The sequence below is a fragment of the uncultured Parvimonas sp. genome (assembly GCF_963524015.1).
Lineage (GTDB): Bacteria > Bacillota > Clostridia > Tissierellales > Peptoniphilaceae > Parvimonas.
Map to the genome: position 1 here is coordinate 347,362 of NZ_CAURDT010000001.1, position 13,986 is coordinate 361,347.

14 protein-coding genes and 1 tRNA gene are annotated in these 13,986 nt (G+C 28.1%); 2 read left to right on the forward strand and 13 right to left on the reverse strand.

Annotated elements, in window-relative coordinates; all coding sequences use genetic code 11:
• Positions 1 to 2 precede the first annotated feature (2 nt).
• From clpX to upp, 7 genes are all read right to left on the reverse strand, one after another.
• Entirely contained in the window at positions 3 to 1,226 is a 1,224-nt protein-coding gene (clpX, locus tag RWJ08_RS01625) for an ATP-dependent Clp protease ATP-binding subunit ClpX (protein ID WP_313960837.1), read from the reverse strand.
• Between the two features lie 10 nt (positions 1,227 to 1,236).
• Positions 1,237 to 1,815 carry an ATP-dependent Clp endopeptidase proteolytic subunit ClpP gene (gene clpP, locus RWJ08_RS01630; protein ID WP_009372577.1) on the reverse strand — a complete coding sequence of 193 codons (579 nt, stop codon included), beginning with the start codon at positions 1,813 to 1,815 and terminating at the stop codon, positions 1,237 to 1,239.
• Between the two features lie 56 nt (positions 1,816 to 1,871).
• The gene (gene tig, locus RWJ08_RS01635) at positions 1,872 to 3,197 is read right to left on the reverse strand and encodes a trigger factor (RefSeq protein ID WP_269754954.1); all 1,326 of its coding nucleotides are present in this window, start codon (positions 3,195 to 3,197) and stop codon (positions 1,872 to 1,874) included.
• A 136-nt stretch (positions 3,198 to 3,333) separates the two neighbouring features.
• Positions 3,334 to 4,092: a dioxygenase gene (locus tag RWJ08_RS01640; RefSeq protein ID WP_293438932.1), complete on the reverse strand. Its 759-nt coding sequence runs from the start codon at positions 4,090 to 4,092 to the stop codon at positions 3,334 to 3,336.
• Between the two features lie 173 nt (positions 4,093 to 4,265).
• Entirely contained in the window at positions 4,266 to 4,994 is a 729-nt protein-coding gene (locus RWJ08_RS01645; protein ID WP_009372466.1) for a hypothetical protein, read from the reverse strand.
• A 96-nt stretch (positions 4,995 to 5,090) separates the two neighbouring features.
• On the reverse strand, positions 5,091 to 5,816 hold the full coding sequence (locus tag RWJ08_RS01650; RefSeq protein ID WP_293438927.1) for a DUF6612 family protein: 726 nt from the start codon (positions 5,814 to 5,816) through the stop codon (positions 5,091 to 5,093).
• A gap of 236 nt (positions 5,817 to 6,052) precedes the next feature.
• Positions 6,053 to 6,682: a uracil phosphoribosyltransferase gene (gene upp, locus RWJ08_RS01655; RefSeq protein WP_009354226.1), complete on the reverse strand. Its 630-nt coding sequence runs from the start codon at positions 6,680 to 6,682 to the stop codon at positions 6,053 to 6,055.
• A gap of 196 nt (positions 6,683 to 6,878) precedes the next feature.
• Between upp and RWJ08_RS01660 the strand changes: the two genes are divergently transcribed.
• Positions 6,879 to 6,965 (forward strand) — tRNA-Leu (locus tag RWJ08_RS01660).
• Positions 6,966 to 7,099: 134 nt separating this feature from the next.
• Here RWJ08_RS01660 and RWJ08_RS01665 read toward each other — a convergent pair.
• The gene (locus RWJ08_RS01665) at positions 7,100 to 8,794 is read right to left on the reverse strand and encodes a phospho-sugar mutase (RefSeq protein WP_313961003.1); all 1,695 of its coding nucleotides are present in this window, start codon (positions 8,792 to 8,794) and stop codon (positions 7,100 to 7,102) included.
• A 158-nt stretch (positions 8,795 to 8,952) separates the two neighbouring features.
• Here RWJ08_RS01665 and RWJ08_RS01670 point away from each other — a divergent pair, with 158 nt between their 5' ends.
• The gene (locus tag RWJ08_RS01670; protein ID WP_009372509.1) at positions 8,953 to 9,705 is read left to right on the forward strand and encodes an exodeoxyribonuclease III; all 753 of its coding nucleotides are present in this window, start codon (positions 8,953 to 8,955) and stop codon (positions 9,703 to 9,705) included.
• Between the two features lie 98 nt (positions 9,706 to 9,803).
• On the opposite strand, the gene RWJ08_RS01675 is transcribed toward RWJ08_RS01670, so the two are convergent.
• The 5 genes from RWJ08_RS01675 to RWJ08_RS01695 form a co-directional block, all read right to left on the reverse strand.
• Positions 9,804 to 10,994: a MalY/PatB family protein gene (locus RWJ08_RS01675; protein WP_313960838.1), complete on the reverse strand. Its 1,191-nt coding sequence runs from the start codon at positions 10,992 to 10,994 to the stop codon at positions 9,804 to 9,806.
• A 28-nt stretch (positions 10,995 to 11,022) separates the two neighbouring features.
• Complete coding sequence (metK, locus tag RWJ08_RS01680; RefSeq protein WP_009372581.1) at positions 11,023 to 12,201, reverse strand: methionine adenosyltransferase; 1,179 nt, start codon at positions 12,199 to 12,201, stop codon at positions 11,023 to 11,025.
• A gap of 10 nt (positions 12,202 to 12,211) precedes the next feature.
• Positions 12,212 to 12,685: a 2-C-methyl-D-erythritol 2,4-cyclodiphosphate synthase gene (gene ispF / locus RWJ08_RS01685; RefSeq protein ID WP_313960839.1), complete on the reverse strand. Its 474-nt coding sequence runs from the start codon at positions 12,683 to 12,685 to the stop codon at positions 12,212 to 12,214.
• 1 nt (position 12,686) lies between these two features.
• A complete protein-coding gene (gene ispD, locus RWJ08_RS01690) occupies positions 12,687 to 13,373 on the reverse strand; it encodes a 2-C-methyl-D-erythritol 4-phosphate cytidylyltransferase (RefSeq protein WP_009372356.1) in 687 nt (228 codons plus the stop codon).
• Between the two features lie 151 nt (positions 13,374 to 13,524).
• Positions 13,525 to 13,962, reverse strand: a complete 438-nt coding sequence (locus RWJ08_RS01695) for a rhodanese-like domain-containing protein (RefSeq protein WP_313960840.1) — start codon at positions 13,960 to 13,962, stop codon at positions 13,525 to 13,527.
• Between the last annotated feature and the right edge of the window lie 24 nt (positions 13,963 to 13,986).

A 13,986-nucleotide genomic window follows, 5' to 3' on the forward strand; every position in this document is an offset into this window, starting at 1 on the left:
CTCTATTTTTTATTTTCATTATATATTAAAACGGGATTTGCCTTTCCTAAAACTACATCTTTAGTGACAATACATTTTTCAACATTTTTCTCAGACGGCAATGTGAACATTGTATCTAAAAGAGCACTTTCTATAACAGCACGCAAACCTCTTGCACCTGTTTTTCTTTCAAGAGCTATCTTTGCAATTTCTTTTATTGCATCTTTTTCAAACTCAAGCTCTATATTATCCATAGATAAAAGCTCTTTATATTGTTTAATTAATGCATTCTTTGGTTCTTCTAAAATTCTAATTAGAGAATTTTCATTTAAACTTTCTAAAGTTACAATCATAGGTATTCTACCAACAAATTCGGGTATCAAACCATACTTAAGTAAATCTTCAGGTCTTAAATTCTTAATAATTTCAGAAAAATCATCAAGTTTATCCGTTTTAACATCTGCGCCAAACCCCATTGATTTTTTCTCTAGTCTGGCTTTTAAAATTGACTCTATACCTTGAAAAGCTCCCCCTACAATAAATAAAATATTTGTAGTATCAACTTGTATATATTGTTGATCAGGATGTTTTCTTCCTCCTTTTGGAGGAACATTTGCAACAGTTCCTTCTATTATTTTTAAAAGTGATTGTTGAACACCCTCTCCACTAACATCTCTAGTTATTGAAGGGTTTTCACTTTTCCTCGTAATTTTATCAATTTCATCAATATATATTATTCCTTTTTCTGCTCTTTCTATGTCATAGTCAGCTGCCTGAACTAATTTCAAAATTATATTCTCAACATCCTCTCCAACATATCCTGCTTCAGTTAAAGTAGTTGCATCTGCAATTGCGAAAGGAACATCTAAAACTTTAGCAAGTGTTTGAGCTAAAAGCGTCTTTCCGCTTCCCGTAGGTCCTACAAGAAGAATATTAGACTTTTGAATTTCAACTTCACTTTCAACATCTCTATTAATTCTTTTATAGTGATTATAAACAGCAACACTTAGAGCTTTTTTTGCATTGTCTTGTTGAATAATATACTCATCTAAAATATTCTTAATTTCTACTGGAGTTGGTAATTTTTCTAAGCTTTCTTTTTTCTTAGTTCTTTCTTGGTATTCAATCATGGAATGACAAATTTCAATACATTCATTGCAGATATTTGCATTAATTCCACTGACTATTTGATCTACTTCTTCTACCTCTTTTCCACAAAAAGAACATCTAGTTTTCTTTTTTTCCAAAATTAACTCCTTAATTTTCTATTACTTCATCGATTATTCCATATTCTTTTGCTTCATAAGCACTCATATAGAAATCTCTATCTGTGTCTTTTTCAATTTTTTTAAGAGATTGACCTGTTCTCTTTGCTAAAATTTGATTAAGAGTTGCTCTAACTTGTAAAATCTTTTGTGCTTGAATTTTAATGTCTTCAGCTTGACCTTGAGCTCCTCCTAAAGGTTGGTGAATCATAATATCTGCATTAGGCAAAGCAAATCTCTTTCCTTTTGCACCTGATGTCAATAAAAATGCCCCCATACTTGCAGCACGTCCAATACAAATAGTACTTACATCAGGTTTTATATATTGAATTGTATCATAAATTGCAAGTCCAGCGCTAACTGAACCGCCTGGACTATTTATATAAATTTGAATATCTTTTTTAGGATCTTCTGATTCTAAAAATAGAAGTTGAGCAACAATCAAATCAGCCATTTGATCATTCACTTCTCCACTTAAAAATATAATTCTTTCCTTTAAAAGTCTTGAATAAATATCATAAGACCTTTCTCCTCTATTAGTTTGTTCAACTACCATAGGTATAAGTGCCATAATTACCTCCTAATAAAAAATATAGCTTAGCAAAATGCAAGCTATATTTTAACTAATTATTCCTCAACAGTTTCTTTTTTAGGTTCTTGGAATTTAACAAGACTTACCAAATGATCAACCGCTTTTCTTCTAATTAAACTTGCAGTAATGCCTTCCAGACCTTCTCCTGATTTCAATTCCTTCTTAAATTCTTCAAAATCTTTAACTTTCATATTCTTTCCGAATTCATCGATTTCTTTATCAATTTCTTCTTCAGATACTTCAATATTTTCTAATTTTGCAAAAGCATCGATAACAAGTTCAGCATTAGCTCTCTTAGTAGCTTCTGGTCTTAATTGTTCTCTAACAGCTTCTTCAGTAGTATTTAACATTTTGAAATAATTATCCAAGTCCATATTGTATTGTCTAATTCTACCAGCAAAATCTCTAAAAGCTTTATCAACTTCTTCAGCAACCATTGATTCTGGAGCTTCTACATTTGAACTTTCAATAAGAGCATCAATTGCATTATTTTGTTTTTGAACCAAAGCATTTCTTTCTGCAGATTCAACAAGATTCTTTTTAATATCTGCTCTATATTCTTCCAGTGTATCAAACTCAGAAACATCTTGCGCGAATTCATCATCTAATTCAGGAAGTTGTTTTTCTTTAATAGAATTTATTTTTACTTTGAAAAGAGCTTCTTTTCCTTTTAACTCTTCTGAATGATATTCTTCAGGGAAAATAACATTAACATCAACATTATCTCCTATATTTTTCCCAATTAATTGTTCTTCAAAACCTGGAATAAAAGTATGTGAGCCAACAACTAAATCATAATTTTCAGATTTACCTCCATCAAATGGAACTCCTTCAACACTACCTTCAAAGTCAATATTAACAGTATCCATATCTTTTACAGGTCTATCTTCAATTGAAACTATTCTTGCATTGTTTTCACGTTCTTTATTTACCCTTTCATCAACCATTTCATCAGTTACTTCAAACTTAACATCATCAGCAACTAAATTTTTATAGTCTCCTAACTCAGGAACTGGTTTTAATTCTTGTTCAAATTTTATTACTATAGCTTTATTTTTATCAAATTCTTCAATATCAATTTTTGGCATCCCACAGATGTCTTTACCAATTTCTAATTCTTTAACAGCTTCTTCAAATAAATCAGGTAATAATTCATTTACAGCATCTTCAAAGAAAATACCTTCTCCATAATTTAATTCAATGATTTTTCTTGGAGCTTTACCCTTTCTGAAACCTGGAATGTTAAATCTTGATTTCATTTTGTTATAAACTTTATTAATTGAAGCTTGGAATGCTTCTGGACTAATTTCTGATGTAAAAACTATTTTCTTGTCATCTCTTGATACTAATTTAGTATTCATTTAATTTCCTCCTAACAACTCTATAAAAATTATATTATTTTCTATTTACATACCTAAGAATTATAACACAAAAAAACATATAATTCAATACATATTAACAAATTTAAGATACATTTTTAATAGTATATTACACAATTTAACCTTCAAAAATATAACTTGTCATAGAAACAGATCCCAAATCACAGCCTTCATTAAATATTTCAACTTTTTTATAGTCATATGCACATCCCAAAGCTATTAGTAAAGGATAAAAATGTTCAGGTGTTGGTACTGAATGATGGTAATCAAAACTACTATTATTATAATTTATTACTGATTCAATATTCTTATTTATGATACTATCCTTAATATAATTATCAAATTTATTAGCCCAATTAAATCCACCTTTTTTATCAAAATCAATTAATTGTAAATTATGAACTATATTCCCACTAGCAATAACTAAAATATCCTCATTTAATAATCTTTTTAACTTTTTTCCAAACTCATACTGCTCTTTAGGACTTTTATTTTTATCAACACTTAACATAACTACAGGAATTTCAGCATTGGGATAAGTTTTACATAAAATACTCCATATTCCATGATCTATCCCCCATGAATTATCCTCTTTAATTGCAAGTTCAAATATTAGTTTTTTTGCAAACTCCACATTATTTTTTGGCTCATATTTAATTTCGTAAAGCTCCTTAGGAAACCCATACATATCATAGATTTGTTCATTATATTCTAATGTTCTAACAAATTGTCCGTTAGTATACCAATGAGCTGAAATTGCAAGAATCATTTTCGGAGTTTTTAATTTTTTTCTTATCGATACCCAATTATCACTAAATACATTTTTACTAATAGCATTCATTGGAGAACCATGTCCAACAAAAATCACATTATACACCTAAATCACCTCGATTAATTATACCCTATTTAGTTTTTAAAACTAACTATTATATTCATCAAAGCACCTAATTTATGATTTTTTCTATTGTATAAAAATGATATTAAATTTTGTTTATTAAATATTTTATTTACAATAAAAAAGTTGCACTATATAGAGCAACTTGTTTAGTTCTATTTATCTAAATTTAAATCATTCCATTTTGAAAAACTAGTAGTATTAGAGAATTTTGTCACTTCATTATTCCCAATATATTCTAAAGTCCAAAAAACATTCTTTAAATAAAATGTATCTTTGTCAAAAACTGCTTCAAATGTTATAGTAACATCATTTTCAGAAATTTTTTTCAAATCCAACTTATATTCAGCTTTCAATATGTTAATAATTTTTGATTTATTCTTATCATCATTATTTATTTTTAAATGATACTCATCATTAACTTCTTCAAATTTTATATCATTTTCAGTAAAGGAATAAATACCATCTAATAATCTAAAATAATCTGGAAATACATTATAATTGCTATTATTAGTTTCAGATTTTTTATCTACTCCATTTACCTTTTTAGTCATAATTGCTGTTCTGTTTTCATCACCAACAAACTCTGCATCATAATTATTTTGTTCAATATTTGAGGTCCCTGAGTACCTAACAATCACTTTTCCTTTGGTAATTTTCTTAGAATCCTTATCATTAATCAATTCTCCTTTTAGAATTTGTTTTGTTGTTTTTCCATTTTGTTCAGTTATAATTTCATTAAGTAATAAAAAAGATTCAATATTATTGTTAGCATTTTTAGATTTTTCAAACAATTCGTTAACACCAACCTTATTAGAACAACCTGAAAAAGTTATAATTACTAACAACACTCCTAATATAAATATTTTTTTATTTTTAAACATTTTTAATCCTCCAAAAAATAAATCTACGTATATTATATCATATTTTTAAATATATAAAAAATGTTACTTTGCTATAGTAACATTTTTGTATTAAATCTATTTATTTTCTAATTTTACATTGTTCCATTCAGAATATTTTAAAGATTCTTCTATTTTAAAAGCTCCTTTATCTCCACCATATTCTAAAGTCCAAACTACACTTTTTAGATAAAAAGTTTTCTTATCAAAAACCACTTCAAATTTCACATCAACCTCAAAATCATTAACAGATAATTTCAATCCATACTGTGATTTTAAAACATCAATAATCTTTAAATTTTTATTTTCGGTTTTTAATTTTAAATGATATTCATCATTTTCTTCTTCTAGTGTCAAATCTTTTTCTTTAAGAGTATAAATTGCATCCAACAATTTATAATAGTCAGGACTAACAATGTAATTAGTATTTTCTTTTTTTGTTTCTTTAGTTTGTCCGTTTTCTTTGAAAGTAGTTATTGTTGTCTTTTTTGCATCTCCAACAAATACTACATCATTATCTACTTCTCCTTCTTCTCTTTTTCCTGTATATTTTATACTTCCTTTTCCTTTAATAATTTTTCTAGTATTAGCATTATATTGTAATTCAGCATGAATAAGTTGAGTTTTAATGTTGCCTTTAGTCTCATTTTTACTTTCACTATCCATTATATATGACTGAAGTTTATCATTTGCCTCTTTTGATTTCTCAAAAAGATCTCTTACTTGCATCTTGTTAGAACAACCTGTAAAAACAAATACAGACAATAATAGGGTTATAATAAAAAATCTTTTCGTTTTAAACATTTCCTATCACCTCGACTTTATATTTTTTTTAATTATATCATATATATCTTATTTTAAAAAATTTATTAAATAAAATTTCAAATCAGTAATTTAAATATTTATAGTTAATATTCTAATAAAGAAAAATATTTATAATAAATTAATATATAAAAAAGGAATGTAATATATCAATTGTAAATCACATTCCCTTAAAATTGTTTATTTGTCAATAATAAGCTAATTTTTTAAATTTAAAACTATTTTGTTCCAAATAGTCTATCTCCTGCATCTCCAAGTCCTGGAATAATATAGCTATGTTCATTTAGTCTCTCATCTAACGCAGCTACAAAAATATCTACATCAGGATGATTTCTTTGAACGGCTTCAACTCCTTCAGGAGCAGCTATTATACAAACCAATTTAATATTTTTACAACCCTTTTGTTTTAAAAGTTTTATAGCATCAGATGCAGAACCTCCAGTAGCAAGCATTGGATCTAGAACTAAAAAGTCTCTTTCTTCAGCATCTACCGGTAATTTACAATAATATTCAACTGGTTGTAAAGTTTCAGGATCACGATATAAACCAATATGACCAACTTTTGCAGCAGGAAGAATATTTAACATTCCTTCAACCATTCCAAGGCCAGCCCTTAAAATAGGAACTACTCCTAACTTTTTCCCAGACAATCTTTTTACCTTAGTCTTTTGTAAAGGTGTTTCAATTTCTACTTCATCTGTTTTTAAATCTCTTGTAACTTCATAAGCCATAAGCATTGAAATTTCATTTACCAAAGCTCTAAAATCTTTTCCACCAGTCTTTTTATCTCTTAAATATCCTAGTTTATGAGAAATAACCGGATGATCGAATACTGTTAATTTTGACATATTATTACCTCCTATAATTATGCAAAAATTTTTCATTTTATTAAATTAATTTTTAATATTATACAAAATTTTTTTAGATTAGTAAAGTCTACTAATTATATCGATAAATTATTTATACTATTTTCCTACAAAAAAATATTATAAAATTATTGAATTCTTTCCTTTTTTATGTTATACTATTCGAGTAATTGAATTTGCCGGCGTGTCGGAACTGGCAGACGAGACAGACTCAAAATCTGTTATCCGCAAGGGTGTGTGGGTTCGAGTCCCACTGCCGGCACCATTTTAAAACTAACTTATCGTTAGTTTTTTTTATTGTGAAACAACAAGGTTCCCGGGAACCCACCCGATGCGAAGCATCGTGGAAGGGTGGGGTTCTTATTGCAAAAAAGGTATGAATCAACATACCTTTTTTCTTTATTTTACATTATTCATTTTTTCTCTACATAATTTTTCAATTAAATCTAATTTATTTATACTTTCTTGTTCTGTTTTTCCTATTGTATAAATATATAATTTAATCTTAGGTTCTGTTCCAGATGGTCTTAATGCATACCAAGATCCATCATTTAAATAATACTTTAGACAATTTTGTTTTGGAAAATCTAAATATCCATCTTTAAAATCAATGACTTCTTTTAAAGAAATATCTCCCATTTCTTTAATAGGATTTTCTCTAAAATCTTCCATCATTCTTCCAATTCTTTGTTGTCCTTCAATTCCTTCAAGTTCAAGAGAAATTTGTCTCTCATTATAATATCCGAATTCTTCATATATATCATTTAAAACATCTAATAAACTCTTTCCTTGTTTTTTATAGTATGCAGTCATTTCAACAACCATCATTGAAGCTCCAACAGCATCTTTATCTCTTACGAATGTTCCGTAGCAAAAGCCTATGCTTTCTTCATATCCAAAAACATAATTTTTTTCTTTAGTTATATCATATTCATTTGTCTTCCCACAAATATTTTTAAAACCTGTTAATGTTTCTACAGTTTCTATTCCATATTTTTTAGCTATTGCTCTTGATAAATCTCCTGTTACAATAGATTTTACTAAAACAGGATTTTCAGGTAAATTATTAAGTGCATGTCTTTGTGAGAAAATGTAATATGACAATAATGCTCCTATTCTGTTACCATTTAAAAAAACATATTCCCCATTTTTATCTCTAACTTCAAGAGCAACTCTATCACAATCAGGATCAGTTGCAATTAAAATATCAGCTCCAACTTCTTTACCTAATTTTTCAGAATAAAGAAAAGCTTTAGGAACTTCCGGATTAGGATATCCAACAGTTGTAAATTCAGGATCAGGCAATTCTTGTTCTTTTACAACGAAGATATTTTTAAAACCTCTTCTTTTTAAAACTTCTCTAACTGGTAAATTACCAACGCCGTTTAAAGGAGTATAAACTACTTTAATGCCTTTATCTATATTTTCATCATTAATAGTTAAATTTAAAACTTCTTTTTTATAATCTTCCTCTACTGAATCATCAATATATTTAGCAATTCCGCTCTTTAGAGCATCCTCAAAAGGAATTTGTTTAACATCTTCAAACTTTTCAATTTTATCCATATGAGCTGAAATTTGGTTGGCAATATCATCAAGAATTTGAGAGCCTTCTTTCCAATATGCTTTATATCCATTATATGCTTGTGGGTTGTGACTAGCAGTAACCATTACACCAGCTATACAGTTTAATTTTCTAATCGCATAAGAACACATTGGTGTCGGTCTAATTCCCCTATAAATATATGATTTAATTCCATTTCCTGCCATTATTGAACAAGTAAGTTCTGCAAATTCTTTTGACCCATATCTTACATCATAACTAATTGCAACACCTCTTTCAATGGCTTCTTGACCATAATCAATTATTGTATTTGCAAGTGCCTGTGCAGCTTTTGATACCATATATTTGTTCATTCTATTTGTTCCAGCACCAAGTTTTCCACGAAGACCTGCAGTACCAAATTCTAAAACTTTATAAAATCTATCTTTAATTTCTTCATCATTATCTTTTATTGAAAGTAAATCTTTTCTAGTTTTATCATCAAAAAACTCATTATTTAACCATTCTTCATAAACTTTTTTATAATCTATCATAAAGTCCTCCTTAAATTATTTTCTATTATATTTTACATCAAAAGGTATTTTATTTCAACAGTTCAAACTAAAGCAAAATTTTAAATAGGTGTTTGTAAATAAAAAATTATGGTATAATTAACTAGTATGATTAAAAAATAATATGAGGTGATTAAATGAGATTTGTTTCTTGGAATGTAAATGGACTTAGAGCTTGCATAAAAAAAGGATTTTTAGATTATTTTAATGAAATTAATGCTGACTTTTTCTGCTTACAAGAAATTAAAATGAGTGAAGGTCAACTTGATCTTGAACTTGAAGGATATGAAACTTATTACAATTATGCACAAAGAAAGGGATATAGTGGAACGGCTATTTTTACAAAATATACACCTTTAAGTGTAAAATATGGAATGGGAATTGAAGAACATGATAATGAAGGAAGACTTATAACTTTAGAGTATGAAGATTTCTTTTTAGTAACATGTTATACACCCAACTCCAAACAAGAACTTTTAAGACTTGACTACAGAATGGTATGGGAAGATGCTTTTAGAAATTATTTACTTGAATTAAATAAAACTAAATCCGTAATAGTTTGTGGAGATTTAAATGTCGCTCATAAAGAAATCGACCTAAAAAATCCAAAAACCAATAGAAAAAATGCAGGATTTACTGATCAAGAAAGAGAAAAGATGTCTATACTTTTAGATAGTGGGTTTACAGATACTTTCAGATATTTCTACCCTGATAAAGAAAATGAATACAGTTGGTGGAGTTATTTTGGAAAATCAAGAGAAAGAAATACAGGCTGGAGAATTGACTATTTCTTAACTTCAAAAGATATGGATGACAGACTTGTAGATGCACAAATACATCAAAGAATTTTAGGTAGTGACCACTGCCCTGTTTATTTAGAAATTAAATAAAATATTTTATTCTTCAAAAAATGTACCTTAAATATGTAGGTACATTTTTTCTATAAAAAAGAGACTATAAAATTTATAGTCTCTAGATATTTTGAGGTTTATAAACTATCTACAACTTTTTTAAGTCTATTTAATCCATCAATTAACATTTCTCTGTTACAAGCTATATTCATTCTAAAGAAAAGTCTTGCATTTTCCCCATAATTTATTCCTGAATTAAGCAATAATTTTCCTTCATTTATCAACTTTTGGTGTAACTCATCATGGTCAATATCAAAAGCTCTAAGATCTAACCATAACAAGAAACTTGCTTCTGGTCTTTTTACCTTTACCTTTGGAATTTCTCTATTTATGAATTCTATTGCAAAGTCAATGTTATCTTCAATATAACTCATACATTCTTCAAACCATTCTTTACCATAAGTATAAGCAGCAACAAAACCAACTGCTGCAAAACTTGCCATATGGAAAATTCCATATCCTACAAGTCCATTAATAAATCTATTTCTCAATTCTTCATTAGGAATTACAGCAACAGATTGAGCAAGACCTGCAATATTAAAAGTTTTACTTGGAGCAGTTAAAGTAACAGTGTTATATAAAAAGTCTTCATTAAGAGAAGCAATTGGAATATGTTTATAATCCTTAAGTATTAAATCTCCATGAATCTCATCAGAAATCATTAATACATTATGTTTCCTACAAATTCTTCCATATGTTTCTAATTCTTCTTTTGTCCATACTCTTCCAACAGGATTATGAGGACTACATAATACACTTAGTTTAACGTTATTATCAACGATTTTCTTTTCAAAATCTTCAAAATCCATAACATATTTGTCTTCTAACTCAATTAATGGACTTTCAACAACAACTCTATTGTTTAAAGTTACTGCATTAAAGAAAGGTGGATAAACTGGTGTATTTATAATTACAGCATCTCCCTCTTTAGTATTGTGCAAAATAGTATTTGCTATTCCAGGTACTACTCCCGGAACAGGAACAATCCATTCTTTCTTAATATCCCAATTGTTTTTTTCCTTTTGCCATTTTATAAATGATGAAAAAAACTTTTCACAAGGGCAGTCATATCCTATTACTCCATTTGATATTGGCTCTTTTAATGCTTCTAATATCTCATCACAACATTTAAATTCCATATCAGCTATAGACATTGATAAAATTGAATGATCATTATTAGGTGCCCCCGCAGCAACCATATTATTCCATTTTTCAGCATGTGAATTTTTTCTGTCTACATATTCATTAAAATCATAACATCTTCCCATAATAACATCTCCTATATTTTTAATCAATTTATATTAATTTTTTTATATCTTCAACTCTGTCCAATTTTTCCCAAGGTAAATCTAAATCATCTCTTCCAAAATGACCATAAGCGGCAATTTGACGATATATTGGTCTTCTTAAATCTAAAATATCAATAATTGCAGCAGGTCTTAAGTCAAATACTTTATTAATTATTTCAATAATTTTGTCATCTGAAATTTTTCCAGTGCCAAAAGTATCTACATAAATAGAAAGTGGCTTTGCTACCCCAATAGCATAAGAAATTCCTATTTCTAACTTTTCACAGATTCCACTAGCGACAATATTTTTTGCAATATATCTTGCCATATAGGCTCCAGATCTATCTACTTTAGTTGGATCTTTACCAGAAAAAGCTCCCCCACCATGTCTTCCAAATCCACCATAAGTATCCACTATTAATTTTCTTCCTGTCAATCCAGAATCTCCCATAGGTCCCCCAATTTCAAATCTACCTGTAGGATTTACATAAATCTTAGTATTTTCATCAATTAAATAATCCGGAATAACCTCATCAATGACAAATTCTTTAATATCTTTTTGAATTTGTTCTAATTTAACTGAAGGACTATGTTGAGTAGAAACAACTATTGCCTCTATTCTTGAAGGAACTCCATCTATATACTCAACAGTAACCTGACTTTTACCATCAGGTCTTAAATATCCTAATATATCATTTTTTCTAACATAAGATAATCTTTTTGACAATTTATGAGCTAAAGTAATTGGTAATGGCATAAATTCATCTGTTTCTGTACATGCATAACCAAACATCATACCTTGATCTCCAGCTCCGACAGAATTATACTTATCTTCATTACCATTCTTATATTCTAATGCGCTGTCAACACCTAATGCTATATCTCTTGATTGTTCATTTATACTTGTTATAACCGAACATGTTGAAGCATCAAATCCAAACTTAGCTCTAGTATATCCAATTTCTTTTAAAACATTTCTAACTATGCTCTGTATATCAACATATTGAGAAGTTGTAATTTCACCAACAACCATTACAATTCCAGTTGTTGTTAAAGTTTCACAAGCTACTCTTGCAATTGGATCAACTTTTAAAATTTCATCTAAAATCGCATCAGAAACCTGATCACAAATTTTATCTGGATGACCCTCAGTTACTGATTCAGATGTAAATAAAACTTTTTTCATCTTTTCCTCCTTATATTTTTTCAAGTAGTACCACCGCCTGAGAAGAAATACCTTCTTCTCTACCTTCAAAACCCAAATGTTCTGTTGTAGTGGCTTTTATACTTATATTTTCTATATCTGTTTCTAAAACATTAGCAATATTTTTCCTCATCTGCAAAATATATCCTGCTAGTTTAGGCTGTTGTGCAGATATTACACTATCAACATTTCCAATTTTGTATCCTTTTTCTTTCATAAGCCTAACTACTTCCTTAGTCATAATCAAAGAACTAATATCCTTGTATTTTGGATCATTATCAGGAAATAACTTTCCAATATCTCCTAAACATAATGCCCCAATAATTGCATCATTTATAGCATGAACTAAAACATCTGCATCACTATGACCTAAAAGACCCTTTTCATGATCTATTTTAACACCACCAATTATTAAATCTCTATCAACAACTAATTCATGAACATCAAGACCTAGTCCTATTCTCATATTAAATGCCTCTTTCTAATAATAATCTTGCATGATAAATATCTTCTATTGTTGTAATTTTTATATTTGAATAATCTCCTTCAACAAGTTTAACTCTAACATTCAATTTTTCAACCACAGAAGAATCATCTGTAACAAAATTATCTTCCTCAAAAAATTTTTTATATCCGTCTATAATGACTTTTTTGTCAAAAGCTTGAGGTGTCTGAATATTGTATAATGACCTTCTATCAGGAGTAGATACTACTTCTAAATTAGAAGAAACAATTTTCATTGTATCTTTTGCTTTAACGCCTGTTATAACAGCTTTATAATTATCAAGTTCACTAATAACATTTAAAATATTTTCTTTACTAACTAAAGGTCTCGCTCCATCATGACAAATCACAAAATTTGACTTATCACAAACATTTAATAGACCATTAAAAGTAGACTCTTCTCTTGAAGAGCCTCCTTCAACAATTTTTATATTTAAAGGAAATCTTTTAATAATATTATTTATACTGTCAAAAAATTCTTTCTTTGTTACTAAAATAATCTCAAATATTTCAGGTATATCAATAAAAGCACTTATTGTTCTTTCAATAACAGAATTCCCGCATAAGTCTAAAAAAATTTTATTTTCTTTAGTTCCCATTCTGTGAGAAGAACCAGCAGCAACAATTACAACAGAAATCTGTTTATGCATAATTTCACCTCATTCTATATTGTATCATATTTAAAATTTATTTTCTATATTTTATATTAAAATTTATGAAGTAATTAAAAGTTAAAATGATCAAATCTTAAAAATTTATACTAATAAATACAAAAGCGATGAGTACTCATCGCTTTAAAAACTATTTTACAAGTTCATATTTATATTGTTTAACACCTTGTGCATTACTAACATTAGTATAACCTAATTTTTTTAACTTTTCTAATGCTTGTCCACTCCTATTTCCAGTATTACAGTAAACAATAATTTTTGCATCCTTTTTAGTAACTTTTGATTCAATATCTTTTTCGATTGTTTCCAAAGGAATATTTATAGCATCTTTAATATGTCCTGCATTATATTGATCAGCTACTCTTACATCAATTACTGTCGCACCATTCTTTTGTTCTTCTAAAAGAGTTTCACCTTTCATCATATCTGATGATTTTTTATCATCTTTCTTTTCAGTTTGATTTTCAGTTTTTTTATCATTTGCTTTATTGTCACTTTTTGATCCACAACCAACTAAAGTTGTAGCAGTAACTAATGATAAAAGTAACATTTTTGATAGTTTTTTCATTAATTTACCTCCAAAATTTTAATC

Coding starts and splice junctions, on each gene's coding strand:
- RWJ08_RS01645 (WP_009372466.1), bottom strand. CDS start 4,994: ATGTTTAAAAATAAAAAAATATTTATATTAGGAGTGTTGTTAGTAATT.
- RWJ08_RS01675 (WP_313960838.1), bottom strand. CDS start 10,994: ATGGGAAGATGTTATGATTTTAATGAATATGTAGACAGAAAAAATTCA.
- tig (WP_269754954.1), bottom strand. CDS start 3,197: ATGAATACTAAATTAGTATCAAGAGATGACAAGAAAATAGTTTTTACA.
- metK (WP_009372581.1), bottom strand. CDS start 12,201: ATGAAAAAAGTTTTATTTACATCTGAATCAGTAACTGAGGGTCATCCA.
- ispD (WP_009372356.1), bottom strand. CDS start 13,373: ATGCATAAACAGATTTCTGTTGTAATTGTTGCTGCTGGTTCTTCTCAC.
- upp (WP_009354226.1), bottom strand. CDS start 6,682: ATGTCAAAATTAACAGTATTCGATCATCCGGTTATTTCTCATAAACTA.
- RWJ08_RS01670 (WP_009372509.1), top strand. CDS start 8,953: ATGAGATTTGTTTCTTGGAATGTAAATGGACTTAGAGCTTGCATAAAA.
- ispF (WP_313960839.1), bottom strand. CDS start 12,685: ATGAGAATAGGACTAGGTCTTGATGTTCATGAATTAGTTGTTGATAGA.
- RWJ08_RS01695 (WP_313960840.1), bottom strand. CDS start 13,962: ATGAAAAAACTATCAAAAATGTTACTTTTATCATTAGTTACTGCTACA.
- RWJ08_RS01650 (WP_293438927.1), bottom strand. CDS start 5,816: ATGTTTAAAACGAAAAGATTTTTTATTATAACCCTATTATTGTCTGTA.
- clpP (WP_009372577.1), bottom strand. CDS start 1,815: ATGGCACTTATACCTATGGTAGTTGAACAAACTAATAGAGGAGAAAGG.